Origin of the sequence: Mucilaginibacter phenanthrenivorans, from assembly GCF_024721155.1 — a bacterium.
In the GTDB taxonomy this organism is placed as follows: domain Bacteria; phylum Bacteroidota; class Bacteroidia; order Sphingobacteriales; family Sphingobacteriaceae; genus Mucilaginibacter; species Mucilaginibacter phenanthrenivorans.
The window spans coordinates 46,148-59,215 of record NZ_JAHVAP010000018.1 but is presented as its reverse complement, the minus strand read 5'-3'; the positions used below and the strand labels follow the sequence as shown (position 1 = coordinate 59,215).

Below are 13,068 nucleotides of genomic sequence, written 5' to 3'. Positions count from 1 at the left end.
TTATTTGATTGAGACAAAACAAAAGTTAACATCATCGCTTTTATAGCACAAAATATAAATCCCTATGTCAGAAGAGGTTGCAATACCTGCGTGGAAAAAATGGTTCGAAGAAATAGGCGACCAGGTTGGTTTCTTCGTGCAGTTTTTTAAAAACATTTTTACAGGCGGCTTTGAGTGGTCGGAGTTTGTGCGGCAGTGCTACGAGATCGGCTACCGGTCAATGATGCTGGTTGGCGTTACTTCGTTCATCATGGGCGTGGTACTCATTTTACAACTCCGACCAACGCTCGTAACGTTTGGCGCAGCAAGCATGTTGCCCAAAACGTTATCCGTTTCGTTTGTACGCGAGATCGGCCCGGTTATTATCGCCATTATTTGTGCCGGTAAAATAGCCTCGAGCATAGGTGCAGAGCTGGGCAGTATGAAGGTAACCGAGCAGCTGGACGCCATGGAAGTATCCGGCGCAAATCCTACCCAGTATTTGGTAGTCACCCGTATTTTGGCCACTACATTTATGGTGCCGCTGCTTTCCGTTATTGGCGACGCCATCGGCCTCTTCGGCGGCTTTTTGGCGCTTAATATCCGCGACAGCATGAGCTTTAGCCTGTACTTTACCAAGATAGTTGCGTCCCTTGATTTTACCGACTTTTTACCCGCCTTTATCAAAACCATATTTTTTGGCTTCGCCATTGGTTTTGTGGGCTGCTATAAGGGCTTCCACTCCAATAAGGGAACCGAAAGCGTGGGAATTGCAGCCAACTCCGCAGTGGTAACGGCCTCGCTCTGGATCTTTGTGATCGATGCCATTGCCGTACAAATAACCAGTTTGTTGTTTTATAAATAGGATGGAAATGGCAGAAGTAAAGGAAAACAGCAAACAAAAACAGCCATCAACCAAAAAGGAAGAGGTTGTGATCGCCATAAAAGGACTCAAAAAATCATTTGGCGAAAAGCATGTGCTTAAAAATATAAACCTCGAGGTGCACCGCGGCGAAAACGTGGTGATCCTGGGGCGTTCAGGCACCGGTAAATCGGTTACCATTCAATGTATCATAGGAATGCTGAAACCTGATGGCGGCACGGTTAAGGTATTTGGCGATGACGTTGCCGAAATGAATGAAAAGGAACTGAAGGAATTGCGTATCAAGATGGGTTTCCTGTTCCAGAGCGGGGCGTTATATGACTCCATGAGCGTGCGCGAAAACCTCGAATTCCCCTTAACCAGGGTACTCAAGATAAAGGACCAGGCCGAAATTGATAAGCGGGTGGAAGAAGCCCTGGAGAGCGTAGGCCTGCTGGATGCTATCGACAAAATGCCCTCCGATTTGTCAGGCGGGATGCGCAAGCGGGCTGGTTTGGCACGTACCATTATTGTGGAGCCGGAGATCATCCTGTATGATGAACCCACAACCGGCCTCGACCCGATAACCTCGCGCGAGATCAGCGACCTAATACTCTCTATCCAAAAGAAACAAAAAACGACGTCCATCATCATCACCCACGACATGGAATGCGCCCGAATAGCGTCAGACCGCGTGGTAATCATGAACGACGGCGAATACTTAGCAGAAGGCACATTCGACCAGCTGCATAAATCAAAAGACAAAATTGTAGGATCATATTTTCAAGACATATTATGAAAACAACTTCATCTCAAAAAATAAAAATCGGCGTGTTTACCTTTATCGGTATAGCTGTGCTGGTGCTGGTTATATTTTTTATCGGGAATCAGAAAAACCTGTTCAGCTCTACGTTTAGGATCTACGGAACATTTAAAAACGTGAACGGCCTGCAGGTAGGCAACAACGTGCGCTTTGCCGGAATAAATGTAGGCGTGGTACAGGCTATCACCATAGTAACAGACAGCGCCGTACGCGTTGACCTTACCCTGAATAACACCGTAAAAAAGTTTGTTAAAAAAGACGCTAAGCTAAGCATCGGCAGCGACGGGCTTATGGGCGATAAGCTGGTGGTAATAGCCCCTGGCGGCATAACCAGCACCGAGCAGATAAACGACGGCGGCCAGCTTACATCCGTAAATCCGTTTGACGTAGACAGGATGATAGCCAAACTAACAAAGGTAGCAGATAACGCAGCGGATCTTACCGAAGGGCTGTCGGCAATTGTGGCTAAGGTAAACAGCGGCAAGGGCAGCATCGGCCGGTTATTGAATAACGACAAACTCTCCCGCGATCTGGAGGGTACGGTTAACCAGGCAAAAACCACCATGGCAAACGTGCATAAAACCACCAACACGCTTAATGAGGACCTTACCGCCGCACAACACAACTTTTTGCTGAAGGGCTTTTTCAAAAACAAGAAGAAAAAGGCCCAGCAGGACTCTATCAAAAAAGCCCAGGCTGCGCAGGACGCCACTAAAAAGAACAATAAGGATCAGCAGTAGGGAATGATCGCAAGGAGTACTTGCGGGTGAAGCGGGTGGTAGTAGATGGTTTGGGCGCTCAAGCCCTGATTTCGTATGGGTATATACTCATTTGTAAAAAACGAATCGGTAAGCAAAGCCTCAATAGATGTCCAATAATCTGCATGAAAACGTTACCATAATATTCAAAAAACAATTTTTCTACTTCCTTATTAATTCGCATTTTTACGCCTCCTGTTAAACTACAGATCAACACATTAAGCAATTATAAAACAATGGGTAAGGTAATTTTGGTAACCGGCGCTTCGTCCGGGATAGGTTTGGCCTGTGCCACAGCACTCCAGGCAAAGGGACATACAGTTTACGGCTCATCGCGCGACCTGAAACGCATGACATCAGTAACATTCAAACCAATTGAACTTGATGTAACTGACGATGCCTCGGTAAATGCCGCTATCGACAAGATCATCAAAACCGAGGGCCGCATAGATGTGCTGGTAAATAACGCAGGTAACGGCGTAACCGGTCCGGCTTATGCCATGCCTGTTGAAAGCGCAAAGAAGCAATTTGAGGTGAATTTCTTTGGCGTGGTTCGAGTAAGCAGTGCTGTATTGCCGCACATGATCGCTATAAAAAGCGGGCTGATCGTAAACATCAGCTCACTCGCAGGCCTGTTCGGATTGCCTTATCAAAGTATGTATAGCGCATCCAAATATGCCATCGAGGGCTATTCACAAAGCCTGCGCATGGAGCTGCGCAACACCGGCGTTAAGGTAACCCTGATAAATCCGGGCGACTTTAAATCCGACTTTACCCAAAACCGCGAAAAGGTTCCGTTCCCTATAAAAAATGAAATGCTGGAAAAGGAATATAATGCCGCCGTTGCCGCCATGGAAAAAGATGAAAGCATTGGCGCCAATCCCGAAGTGATCGGCAAAAAGCTGGTGCAGATAGTTGATTCTTCCAGCCCGGCACACCGGTATTTGGTTGGGGCATTCGGCCAAACCATTGCCAAAACTTTAAAACACGTATTGCCAGGTGGTTTGTTTGAGAAATTGATGAACGACCATTACGGGATAAAATAATAAGTAACAGACTTGCGAAGTTTTTAAACGGCGAAGCCCTCAATGAGGCCGCTAAAAAACAAACACCATCGAATTAAACTTCGCAAGTCTTACCTAACTTCTTCGTTTCTTCCGCTTTCAATTATTCCTAAACCTCAATTCTTCTTTCTTCTTTCAGGGAAAACCTCAATAAATCGATTCCCCCAAAATAAATTTCAACTTTCTGCTAAGTTTTTCTGATACTGTGCGACTAATTGCATAAACAACATTTTTGAAAGATCAATTTCTTAAACTCATTGCCGAAAACCAGGGCCTCATCTTCAAGGTGTGCAATATGTATTGCAATGGCCGCGAGGACAGGGAGGATCTTTTCCAGGATATTGTGCTGCAGCTTTGGCGGAGCTATCCAAATTTTAAGGGCGACGCAAAGCTGTCGACCTGGATGTATCGCATTGCCATTAACAACGCCATCACCAGGCTAAGGAAAACCGGCAGGCGTGAAAAATTCGCCGGGCTGGATGACGAGGCATTTAATATTGCTGCCGACGGGCCTAATGCGATTGATGAAAACATCAGCCAAATGTTTGAAGCCATAAAGAAGCTTACGGAGATTGAACGCGCGCTCACCATGTTGTATATGGACGACTGCAGCTACCGCGAAATAGCCGAGATCCTGGGCCTGTCGGAATCGAACGTTGGGTTTAAGCTCAACCAGATCAAATCGAAATTACGCACACTTATTAATATTGGATAACATGGAACTGGACGATTTTAAAGCGCACTGGAACACTATCCAGCAAAAGGAATTTAAACAACAAAAACATACACCTGAAACATTAAACCACATCATCATGAACGCAACAAACACTTTAGGTCAGTTACACGAAAAAAACGTTTACTGGGGCAAACTTGGTAAAGCGATCTGCACAATGCTAATCGTACTTCTTTTAATGATCCTGCCCGGACACTATTTCTTTCCTGATAAAAATACCACATTTGGCCAGGCCGTGGTATATGTAGCCATAATGATAATTTATGCCCTTATTACCATATGGGTTTATAAACGGCAGCAAAATATCTTCGTCATCTACAACAGGGAAAATCTTAAAGAGACGTTAACCAAAACACTGGTTGAATTTAAAAGATTTTATGTGCTGATGAATGTTATCTACCTTTTTCTTTACCCGGCATATTTCTATGCCTTCCTAAAATTGTTTATTAACGCCTATTGGGCAATACCAACAAACACTATATTAATAATTTGCGGCGCTTTAACCATAGTATCATTAATAGGCAACCACATTTATTACAAAATAAAGTACTTTAAAAAGATAAAATCATTAGAGGACGACCTGGCGGAGCTGAACGAGGAGTAGCTATGCTTATTTAAGCCCCATTTAAGTTGTTCTTAAATGGGGCTTAATGAATTCAGCTTTGTGATTGCTGATATTTATAATGCAGCTGTTTTAATGTATCAACCGAATCATCATCCGTAGAAATTCCATAGCCCGATACTAAAATTCCCTTAGCGCCCGATGCCGATGCCAGCGCATAAACGGTAGCTTCATCCGCAGGATCCGATGCGCCCTCATAGCGGTACAGGTCAACTATCTCAAATTCATCTGCCGGGTATTGCTGTTCGCCGGCCACAAAATGATTTTCCTTTAAGTTCAGATCAAGGGTGTAGCCTTGTTTTTTAAGCTGCTCTATTGCTTCGCTAACGGTGGCGTAATGGAATTTTTGTTTCATGGGAGGATGGATTGATGTAAAGCAAATTTAGGGATAAATCCGTGTATTAGCCCAATGTTGTGCAGATGAGTTCGTCCAGGCTTCTTATATCCACAAACTCATCATCAACAAGCAAACCGGTGTTTACGTGCGAATCGGTACAGATCAATTTTTTGATGATGCCGCAGTTTTTAAGCTTTTGCAGGCCTGGGTTCACTTTTATTTATATCTTGGATGCCATTAAAGAAATCACCTGCCATGATTAGTAATTTTATTAGAATTGCCAGCGTTACCAAAAGACAAATCATTTTACTTCTTTGTATTTTATCTTTCAATATTGTTTTGGGGCAAACCCCAGGGAATTATACGCCGCAGGAAATGAGGCAGGATGTTGATAGCATGGTTAAATACTTGCAGGAAGCGCACCCTAATCCATTTTACAAGTATCCAAAAGCTTCATTTTTTAAGAATGTTAATCGGGTTAAAAGTCACCTGGATAGAAATTTGGATAAGGTGGATTTTTACCTGCGGATAGAACCGCTGCTGGGAAATTTGGATGACGGCCATACCGATCTTCATGTCAGCCAATTTTATAATAGCCTTAATCCGTTTGTTCTGCCTTACAATTTTAAACTGTCAACTCAAGAACCTTTTATTACATGCTCCGGAGCTTATAAAGGGATTAAGGCGGAATTACCTGCCGATGCCGAAATACTCAGTATCAATAACATACCTGCCCTAAAAATAGTTAACGATATTATCGATTTAAATACAGGCGAAAACCGTTTATTCCGGGCGGAGTTCGGTGCAACACGCTTTTATTTTTATCTCGAAGCGCTTTATAAAGCAAATGGTATTTATCGCCTGAAGTACAAAAGTAAAGGTGTTGTTAAGGATATTACATTAAAGGGCATCCGTAAAAACGTCCTTGATGAAATGGCTAAAGGGCATGCCGATGGCAATAGTCATTCTGATTCGATTTATTCACTTCGGCTCTTAAATGATAATCAAACGGCGGTTATCGATTTCAAAAGCTTTGATTGGGATGGATTTAAAGCCTTTGCTGATTCGGCATTTAGCGTGATAAAAGAAAAGCACGTACAAAATCTTATAATCAATTTAATAAATGATAGCGGGGGCGACTCAGATGTTGGAGATGCATTTTTTCAATATATTTTTAACAGACCATTTACCCAGTATGCCAAAGTGCTTAAAAAGAACAGCGCCTTGTTAAAGCAACGTTTACGTGAGCACCATGTAGGAAAACCGCTTGACAGTGCTGATAAAGTATTGCTTTCCAGGCCCAACGGCTCATTGGATACTGAATATATTGAAAAGACAAATATTGCGGATAACCCCTTACGGTTTAGTGGCCGGGTTATACTATTGATAAATATAGAAACCTACTCATCTGCAGCGGACTTTGCGCAGTGCTTTAAATATTACAAAAGGGGGATTGTTATTGGCGAGGAAACTGGTGGGTTAATCAAAAGCTATGGCGATATTGTAACTGCTCATCTGCCAAACAGCGGGCTTGAATTAACAGTTTCAAGCAAGCTTTATTACAATATAGGGGCAAATGAAAACGATTGGAGGGGCGTGATTCCTGATATATACTCGGCGCCCGAAAAAGCATTACAGCGCGCTTTGGATTATATCAATGGCGAAAAAACAAAGCATTAATCAAATCAGATCGCTTACATCCCGTTTTGTCTAAAGTGTTTTTAAAGGAAACTTATGTGAATCATAAAACTTTACCCCTTACCCGCCAATCCTCTTCAAAACCACGTTCCCCTGGTCCTTTGTTTTGCTGTTTGATGATGGTAAGGAATTTATTAAGTCTTCCAGGTCTGCCTTATGTTTAAGCAGCATTGTCGGCTGATAGTTCTGAAAAACCACCATTGCATTATAAAGCCCGTTATTACGATCCTGCAAAGTATTAGTAGTATTTATTAACCTTTTCGACTGCACGATCAGGTCGGCCAGGAACTGATCGTCAGTCAGCCAGTTGTTGATGATCTCGTTATATGCTGATAAGCGCGACTGTGCGCTTGTTGAAAACAGCCCGGTGATAACATCCGTTCGTTTTCCGTCGTAAAGGTTTTGAACCAGCGCGGCCGATGCCGCGTCTTTTTTCGACTCAATGTCGGCCACCTGCTTCCCCAGGTTTGGTGCAGAATAAACAATCGCTGCAAGTGCTATGTCCCTAACAGTTTTATCGGTACTTGCCAGCTGTTGCGTAAGGTCCCTGATGAGCTGCGCTTGCGAAACCTGCACCTGGATATTTTGAACCTCGTTTTGTTTTTCAAAGGCTATTTGCTGTAGCTCGGCCTGGCTTTTATTATAGTTATTGGTAAAAACCCAGCCAACAATGGCAATAATAAGCGGGATGCAAGCCGTACCAACGGCTTGCAGTCTGTCCCATACGTCTTTTTTATCCTTTTCCATTTTATTTTCGGGTGAATGTCGTGCTGGAGGTATAAATTTAGGCAAATCAGTCGCCGGCAGGTCCCGTAAAAACACGCGATTTTATGGGGTAATTTTACCTGATTATCATAGGTCAATCGCCCCTGGCCCTGATTTAGGTCGAATGGTGTTCGTTAACGATTTTCTTCCGAAATTAGCCCAATGGAAATGAGCGCAGATACCTTCATTTACCTTGAGTTTTTACGACAAAAGCTAATGCCCCTACCCGGCGTTGAGGAGAAGCTTTGCTTTGGCACACCCGCTTTTTATGTGAACAAAAAGTATTTTGCCCGGCTGTGGGATGATGGCGAAACCCTTGTGCTGCAAACCCTTGAACGCGACAGGTGGATCACCACCAAACCGGATGCTTTTTTTGTGACGGACCATTATTTTAATTACGATTATATGCTCGTCCGCCTTAAAACTGTACTGCCCGCCGACCTGGAACTACTGCTTTTAACCGCCTGGCGAAACCGCGCCACCAAAAAATTGATACGGGAATACGAAACGAATAATAACTAATAGCAATGATTACCTCGACGGAAAATGCTGAACATTACATATGGGGAGAAAAGTGCGATGGCTGGCACCTTTTAAAATCGGATACCTTAAGCGTGATCCAGGAACGCATTCCGCCTGCTTTGGGCGAGCAATTGCATTATCACCATCGTGCACAGCAGGTGTTTTATATCCTTTCGGGAACAGCAACCTTTGAGATGGATGGGAAACTTCAAACCGTTGAGGCTAATCAATCCATTCACATAACGCCCAATACCCGGCACCGCATTTCAAATAATGGCGGGGCCGATCTGCATTTCTTAGTGATCTCGGAGCCAAAAGCACATGGCGACAGGGTGAATCTATGAATTGAAGATGACGGCTTTTAAAATAATTGGAAGCAACTAAAACTTATTCAGGCTTCATGGTATTATACCTGTTAAAAAAACCTACCATGAAAAGATTATATTTTCCATCGCTTATTTTAATGCTGCTTTGCTTAAGCAGCTGTTCGGTAATTGCAGGCATTTTTAAGGCCGGAGCCGTTGTTGGCATTATTGCCGTAATTGTTGTTATTGCGCTTATTATCTGGATAGCGTCGATGTTCAGGAAATAAATTAGCCGTCATAGCGATGGGTTTCAGGACCCATCGCTATGGGAACACATTGTGTTACTTTATCGCATTTCCATACCCCACAACAAGCACTGATAATATAATTACCCCAATACCAACTAAAACGGTTGTGAACGCCTGTTTGCTTACACCCTTCCATTCCTTTAATACAAGTCCCCATACGTTGGCTATCAGGATGATAAAGGCCATGTGCAGGATCCAGGAGCTTGCTCCGTTACCAAGCCGGCTTTCGCCCATCCCGTAAAAAAAGAACTGTAAAAACCATGTTGTACCGGCCAATGCCGAGAAGAGATAATTCTTTAACAGTGGCGTTTTCGGATCAGTATAGTTGCTGAATGTTTTGTTGCGGGCGTTCAGTATCATGCACCAGATAAAGTTGGTGGTAAGTCCGCCCCAAAGTACTACTATGTAAACCACGTTGTTCCTAAACAGGAAGTTGCCGGCGCCAGGATGTGCAGCAGTCCAAACTGTGTTTGCAGTATCTGCCATTGATTTACCGGCCTCTAAACCGAAGTTGAAACAGGCGCTCAGGATACCCGAAACAATAGCTACAAAAATTCCTAATCCAAAACGATAGTCTTTATTTTCTTCCTTCGCTGATGAGTTTTTTGCAAGGTCCTTTTCTTTCATGGTGCCCGCCTTGCCACAAATAATAATACCGATAACGCAAATTGCTATCCCCAGCAATACCAATTGCCCCCAATGCGAGGTAACCAGCATGGTGATGGTATCCTTGCCTGCCTTCGGAAAAAAATCATAGTAAACTGACGGTACCAGTGAGCCAAACACAGCGCAAAGGCCCAATATGATGGTGCTGCCCAACGATACGCCAAGGTAACGAACCCCGAGCCCGTAGGTTAAGCCCCCAATGCCCCAAAGAATGCCCATCAGGTATGTCCATCCTAAAACATCGAAACCGGCACTTTTGATAATTTCGGCAAAGCCTGGAATGGTGAGCCACGCTGCCAGCGGTGGCACGATAAGCCACGAAAAAATCCCGCCTACTATCCAAAAGCTTTCCCAGGCCCAGCCCTTAACTTTTTTATAGGGAATATAAAAGCTGCCGGATGCAAAGCCCCCAATGAAATGAAAAAATACGCCGAAAATTATGCCCATGGTTTGGTTTATTATTAGGTTTTATTGTAGGGGCGTATTGCATACGCCCTTTTGTTATTGGTTTATTTTGTATTGTTTCGAACGAGAGGGCGTATGCGATACGCCCCTACAATCACGGTTTTGCCGTTACAAAATGATAAACGCCCGACCCTACATTTACAGCCACATATCCGTCAGCTGCATCGCCTGCTTTTATTCCCGGAACCGATGCCATTGCCTTGCCGCCTTCCGTTATCGAGCTGCTACTGGTGCCCGGAATATAAACGGTGGCTGTTGTATTTGCAGGCACCTCCACATCAAGCAAAAAGTTTGCACCGTCAATTTTCCAGTGCGAGCTCACCTTGCCGTAATTGGTTTCATAGTCAGCCGATGCATTTTGCAGGTTGCCTCCTATTGTTGGCTTTATGGTGATTTCCTTATAGCCCGGCGCGTCTGTTTTTGTGTCGATCCCTGCTACAACGCGATACATCCAGTCGCCGATCGCGCCGTATGCGTAGTGGTTGTATGAGTTCATGGTCGGGGTTTCAAATGTACCGTCAGTACGGATGCCGTCCCATCTTTCCCAAATGGTTGTGGCACCCATCTTTACCGGGTACAACCATGATGGGTAAGTGTCTTGCAATAATAGCTGGTAAGCAACATCGGCATGACCAAACCTGCTCAACACGTGGCATAAATAAGGGGTTCCCAAAAAGCCGGTGGTTAAGTGGTTACGATAACGGTGTATATTATCAACCAACCTTACCGCAGCTTGTGCCCTTAAATTCTCGGGAAGCATGTCAAATTGCAAGGCCAGCACATACGCTGTTTGCGTGTCGGACGAGATCAGTCCGTTCGGTGTTACATATTCGTTTACAAAGGCTTTTTTAATTCGGGCCAACAGATCGGTATAATAAGCCTCATCGTCCTTTTTGCCTAAAACCTGCGCAGTGTTGATCATCAGCTGCGTTGAATAAGCATAAAAACACTGCGCGATCAGGTATTTACTGGTGATAGCCGAGGTGCCGTCGGTATCGTCATTTACGCTGTAAAACAGCCAGTCGCCAAAGTGGTCTCCTGTGTTCCAAAGGTCGTTACGGCTTTTGTTTTCCATGAATTTAACCCAGGCCTTCATGCTGGCATATTGGTTCTCCAGGATTTGTTTATCGCCGTAGGCTAAATAGATATTCCATGGAATAATGGTTGATACGTCAGACCAGCCGGTGCTGCCGCCCTGTTCGCCGGCGCCAATAACATTAGGTATAACAAAAGGCACGCTGCCGCTTGAAAATTGATCGGCCGCGACGTCTTTCATCCACTTGGTAAAAAAGTTATGCACGTTCATGTTGTACGATGCGGTGCGCGAGAAAACCTGCGCATCACCTGTCCAGCCCAAACGCTCGTCGCGCTGCGGGCAATCAGTAGGTACATCTAAAAAGTTGCCTTTTTGGCCCCATTGAATATTATGCTGTAACTGGTTAAGCATTGGGTTTGAGCAGGAGAATGTTCCCTCCGGCTTCATATCAGAATATAGGGTAATGGCTGTAAAGTCCTCGGGTTTTAATTCGCCCGGGTAGCCCACTACCTTTATAAACCTGAATCCCTGCCAGGTAAATTGAGGCTCAAATGTTTCCTTGCCGTCGCCTTTCAGCACAAATACATTCTCTGCACGGGCAGAGCGTAAGTTCTCGGTATAAAAATTCCCAAGCTTGTCTATCACCTCGGCATGCGAGATCTTGACGGTATCGCCAGCATGCCCGTTCACCTTCATCTGGATCCAGCCAACGAGGTTTTGGCCGAAATCTATCACCTGCTCACCTTTTGGCGTTTTAAAGATCTTTATCGGCTTAAAGGTTTCATGTTTCCTGATAGGTTCATTTATGGTAGCTACCAAAACGTCCTTATTAAAGTTATTAACGTTAACGGCAGTCCATTTTTTATCGTCAAAATTTGCAGTCGACCAGGCTTTTTGCTCTTTCCTGTCGTCTATAACGGCTCCATAATAGATCTCGGCAAACCTTACCGCCCCTGTGGAGGTCTTCCAGGTATCGTCCGATATGATGGTCGCCGTTGTGCCGTCGGTATAGGTAACTTCCAGCTGGAATAACAAAGAGATATCCTTCCCGTATTTGTTTCCTACCGATGGGAACCCTATATGTCCCCGGTACCAGCCGCTGCCCAGCGTTGCGCCAACTGCATTTGCGCCGGGCTGCAGCATGTTGGTAACGTCATAAACCTGGTATTGCAGGCGTTTGTTATAACTGGTCCATCCGGGTGTAAGATAGGCATCGCCAACGCGCCGGCCATTGATCTGTGCCTCATATAAACCATGTGCTGTGATGTAAGCGAAAGCCGATTTTACCTTTTTTGTAAGCGAAAACTGTTTGCGAAGCAGGGGGCTCGGGCGGTTGATTGAGTCTTCCTTGCCTGCAGGCGTAATCCATTGGGCCTTCCAGTCGGCGGCGGTAAGCAGCCCCATGCGCCAACTGGCAGGTTCGCTCCATGCAGATGCCTTGCCTGCGTTGTCCCAAATCCTTACCTGCCAAATATATTTTTGGCCGGCTGCAAGCGGCTCGCCCTTGTAAATAATATACATGGATTGATCGGACATTACCTTGCCCGTTTTCCAAACTTCATGTTTATCCTTTGCGCTGCTTACTTTTAATTCATAGGCTGTTTGCATTACACCACGTTTATCGCCGGCGTTCAGTTGCCAGCTAAGCCTGGGGTTAATAGCATCAATGCTAATGGGGTCTACGGTATTTTCGGTTAGCAGGTATTGAACCTTAACCTGTGCAAAACAAAAACCAGCTATGTGCAGGACAAAAAATAAAGTTAGGATCTTTCTCATTTGGTTAATCAGGATGTGTTTAATTGGGTAGCCAAGTTAATGAAAATGCATCTAGTTAACTATCCTTTACTGTCTTGGTATGTAACAATGTGGGCTTGGCAGTGGAAAAAATCAATGCGCTTTTAGGGTTGTAAAAGGGTTCTGGATCTTATTCCATTTTTACCGGCAAGGTATTTTCATTGCTAAAAAGAACCCCATCGGGGTTCAATGTCGGTAGAAAGAATATAAAAAAGATTGAAGACCGCGGTATATTTTCTACCGATATTTTGCACCTACGGCGCATTTTGAAAATGTTGCTCATCAACCAACGAAAATTTATCCCTCTGCCATTTGGCGTGCTTTATTTTTA

The 13,068-nt window shown here is 44.5% G+C and carries 15 protein-coding genes; 10 read left to right on the top strand and 5 right to left on the bottom strand.

Annotated features, from left to right (window positions below; translation table 11 throughout):
- Positions 1 to 64 precede the first annotated feature (64 nt).
- The 6 genes from KXD93_RS28265 to KXD93_RS28240 all read left to right on the top strand — a co-directional run bounded on the left by KXD93_RS28265 (position 65) and on the right by KXD93_RS28240 (position 4,823).
- Positions 65 to 844 (top strand): MlaE family ABC transporter permease, encoded by a 780-nt coding sequence (locus tag KXD93_RS28265; protein WP_258140922.1) that lies wholly within the window; start codon positions 65 to 67, stop codon positions 842 to 844.
- Positions 845 to 851: 7 nt separating this feature from the next.
- Positions 852 to 1,640 (top strand): ABC transporter ATP-binding protein, encoded by a 789-nt coding sequence (locus KXD93_RS28260; RefSeq protein WP_258140921.1) that lies wholly within the window; start codon positions 852 to 854, stop codon positions 1,638 to 1,640.
- Entirely contained in the window at positions 1,637 to 2,404 is a 768-nt protein-coding gene (locus KXD93_RS28255) for an MlaD family protein (protein ID WP_258140920.1), read from the top strand. The genes KXD93_RS28260 and KXD93_RS28255 overlap by 4 nt, the downstream gene beginning before the upstream one ends.
- 254 nt (positions 2,405 to 2,658) lie before the next feature.
- Positions 2,659 to 3,468: an SDR family oxidoreductase gene (locus KXD93_RS28250; protein ID WP_258140919.1), complete on the top strand. Its 810-nt coding sequence runs from the start codon at positions 2,659 to 2,661 to the stop codon at positions 3,466 to 3,468.
- Between the two features lie 250 nt (positions 3,469 to 3,718).
- Positions 3,719 to 4,201: an RNA polymerase sigma factor gene (locus tag KXD93_RS28245; RefSeq protein ID WP_258140918.1), complete on the top strand. Its 483-nt coding sequence runs from the start codon at positions 3,719 to 3,721 to the stop codon at positions 4,199 to 4,201.
- A gap of 1 nt (position 4,202) precedes the next feature.
- Entirely contained in the window at positions 4,203 to 4,823 is a 621-nt protein-coding gene (locus tag KXD93_RS28240) for a hypothetical protein (RefSeq protein WP_258140917.1), read from the top strand.
- A gap of 52 nt (positions 4,824 to 4,875) precedes the next feature.
- Here KXD93_RS28240 and KXD93_RS28235 read toward each other — a convergent pair whose 3' ends face one another.
- Together KXD93_RS28235 and KXD93_RS28230 are read right to left on the bottom strand one after the other, a co-directional pair.
- Positions 4,876 to 5,196, bottom strand: a complete 321-nt coding sequence (locus tag KXD93_RS28235; protein WP_258140916.1) for a phosphoribosylpyrophosphate synthetase — start codon at positions 5,194 to 5,196, stop codon at positions 4,876 to 4,878.
- Positions 5,197 to 5,242: 46 nt separating this feature from the next.
- Complete coding sequence (locus tag KXD93_RS28230; RefSeq protein ID WP_258140915.1) at positions 5,243 to 5,392, bottom strand: hypothetical protein; 150 nt, start codon at positions 5,390 to 5,392, stop codon at positions 5,243 to 5,245.
- 41 nt (positions 5,393 to 5,433) lie between these two features.
- Between KXD93_RS28230 and KXD93_RS28225 the strand changes: the two genes are divergently transcribed.
- Positions 5,434 to 6,858 (top strand): S41 family peptidase, encoded by a 1,425-nt coding sequence (locus KXD93_RS28225; RefSeq protein WP_258140914.1) that lies wholly within the window; start codon positions 5,434 to 5,436, stop codon positions 6,856 to 6,858.
- Positions 6,859 to 6,936: 78 nt separating this feature from the next.
- On the opposite strand, the gene KXD93_RS28220 is transcribed toward KXD93_RS28225, so the two are convergent.
- Complete coding sequence (locus tag KXD93_RS28220) at positions 6,937 to 7,623, bottom strand: hypothetical protein (RefSeq protein WP_258140913.1); 687 nt, start codon at positions 7,621 to 7,623, stop codon at positions 6,937 to 6,939.
- Between the two features lie 180 nt (positions 7,624 to 7,803).
- On the opposite strand from KXD93_RS28220, the gene KXD93_RS28215 reads away from it, so the two are divergent.
- From KXD93_RS28215 to KXD93_RS28205, 3 genes are all read left to right on the top strand, one after another.
- Complete coding sequence (locus KXD93_RS28215; RefSeq protein WP_258140912.1) at positions 7,804 to 8,163, top strand: MmcQ/YjbR family DNA-binding protein; 360 nt, start codon at positions 7,804 to 7,806, stop codon at positions 8,161 to 8,163.
- A gap of 5 nt (positions 8,164 to 8,168) precedes the next feature.
- Entirely contained in the window at positions 8,169 to 8,507 is a 339-nt protein-coding gene (locus KXD93_RS28210) for a cupin domain-containing protein (RefSeq protein WP_258140911.1), read from the top strand.
- Positions 8,508 to 8,593: 86 nt separating this feature from the next.
- A complete protein-coding gene (locus KXD93_RS28205) occupies positions 8,594 to 8,755 on the top strand; it encodes a hypothetical protein (protein WP_258140910.1) in 162 nt (53 codons plus the stop codon).
- A 54-nt stretch (positions 8,756 to 8,809) separates the two neighbouring features.
- On the opposite strand, the gene rhaT is transcribed toward KXD93_RS28205, so the two are convergent.
- Together rhaT and KXD93_RS28195 are read right to left on the bottom strand one after the other, a co-directional pair.
- Positions 8,810 to 9,889: an L-rhamnose/proton symporter RhaT gene (rhaT, locus tag KXD93_RS28200; protein WP_258140909.1), complete on the bottom strand. Its 1,080-nt coding sequence runs from the start codon at positions 9,887 to 9,889 to the stop codon at positions 8,810 to 8,812.
- Positions 9,890 to 10,001: 112 nt separating this feature from the next.
- Positions 10,002 to 12,719: a family 78 glycoside hydrolase catalytic domain gene (locus KXD93_RS28195; RefSeq protein WP_258140908.1), complete on the bottom strand. Its 2,718-nt coding sequence runs from the start codon at positions 12,717 to 12,719 to the stop codon at positions 10,002 to 10,004.
- Positions 12,720 to 13,068: the final 349 nt, after the last annotated feature.

What these genes read in the sequence shown, in the direction of transcription:
- KXD93_RS28255 (WP_258140920.1), top strand. Translation starts at nt 1,637, where the DNA reads ATGAAAACAACTTCATCTCAAAAAATAAAAATCGGCGTGTTTACCTTT.
- KXD93_RS28265 (WP_258140922.1), top strand. Translation starts at nt 65, where the DNA reads ATGTCAGAAGAGGTTGCAATACCTGCGTGGAAAAAATGGTTCGAAGAA.
- KXD93_RS28205 (WP_258140910.1), top strand. Translation starts at nt 8,594, where the DNA reads ATGAAAAGATTATATTTTCCATCGCTTATTTTAATGCTGCTTTGCTTA.
- KXD93_RS28250 (WP_258140919.1), top strand. Translation starts at nt 2,659, where the DNA reads ATGGGTAAGGTAATTTTGGTAACCGGCGCTTCGTCCGGGATAGGTTTG.
- KXD93_RS28220 (WP_258140913.1), bottom strand. Translation starts at nt 7,623, where the DNA reads ATGGAAAAGGATAAAAAAGACGTATGGGACAGACTGCAAGCCGTTGGT.
- KXD93_RS28235 (WP_258140916.1), bottom strand. Translation starts at nt 5,196, where the DNA reads ATGAAACAAAAATTCCATTACGCCACCGTTAGCGAAGCAATAGAGCAG.
- KXD93_RS28225 (WP_258140914.1), top strand. Translation starts at nt 5,434, where the DNA reads ATGATTAGTAATTTTATTAGAATTGCCAGCGTTACCAAAAGACAAATC.
- KXD93_RS28215 (WP_258140912.1), top strand. Translation starts at nt 7,804, where the DNA reads ATGGAAATGAGCGCAGATACCTTCATTTACCTTGAGTTTTTACGACAA.
- KXD93_RS28240 (WP_258140917.1), top strand. Translation starts at nt 4,203, where the DNA reads ATGGAACTGGACGATTTTAAAGCGCACTGGAACACTATCCAGCAAAAG.
- KXD93_RS28210 (WP_258140911.1), top strand. Translation starts at nt 8,169, where the DNA reads ATGATTACCTCGACGGAAAATGCTGAACATTACATATGGGGAGAAAAG.
- KXD93_RS28195 (WP_258140908.1), bottom strand. Translation starts at nt 12,719, where the DNA reads ATGAGAAAGATCCTAACTTTATTTTTTGTCCTGCACATAGCTGGTTTT.
- rhaT (WP_258140909.1), bottom strand. Translation starts at nt 9,889, where the DNA reads ATGGGCATAATTTTCGGCGTATTTTTTCATTTCATTGGGGGCTTTGCA.
- KXD93_RS28260 (WP_258140921.1), top strand. Translation starts at nt 852, where the DNA reads ATGGCAGAAGTAAAGGAAAACAGCAAACAAAAACAGCCATCAACCAAA.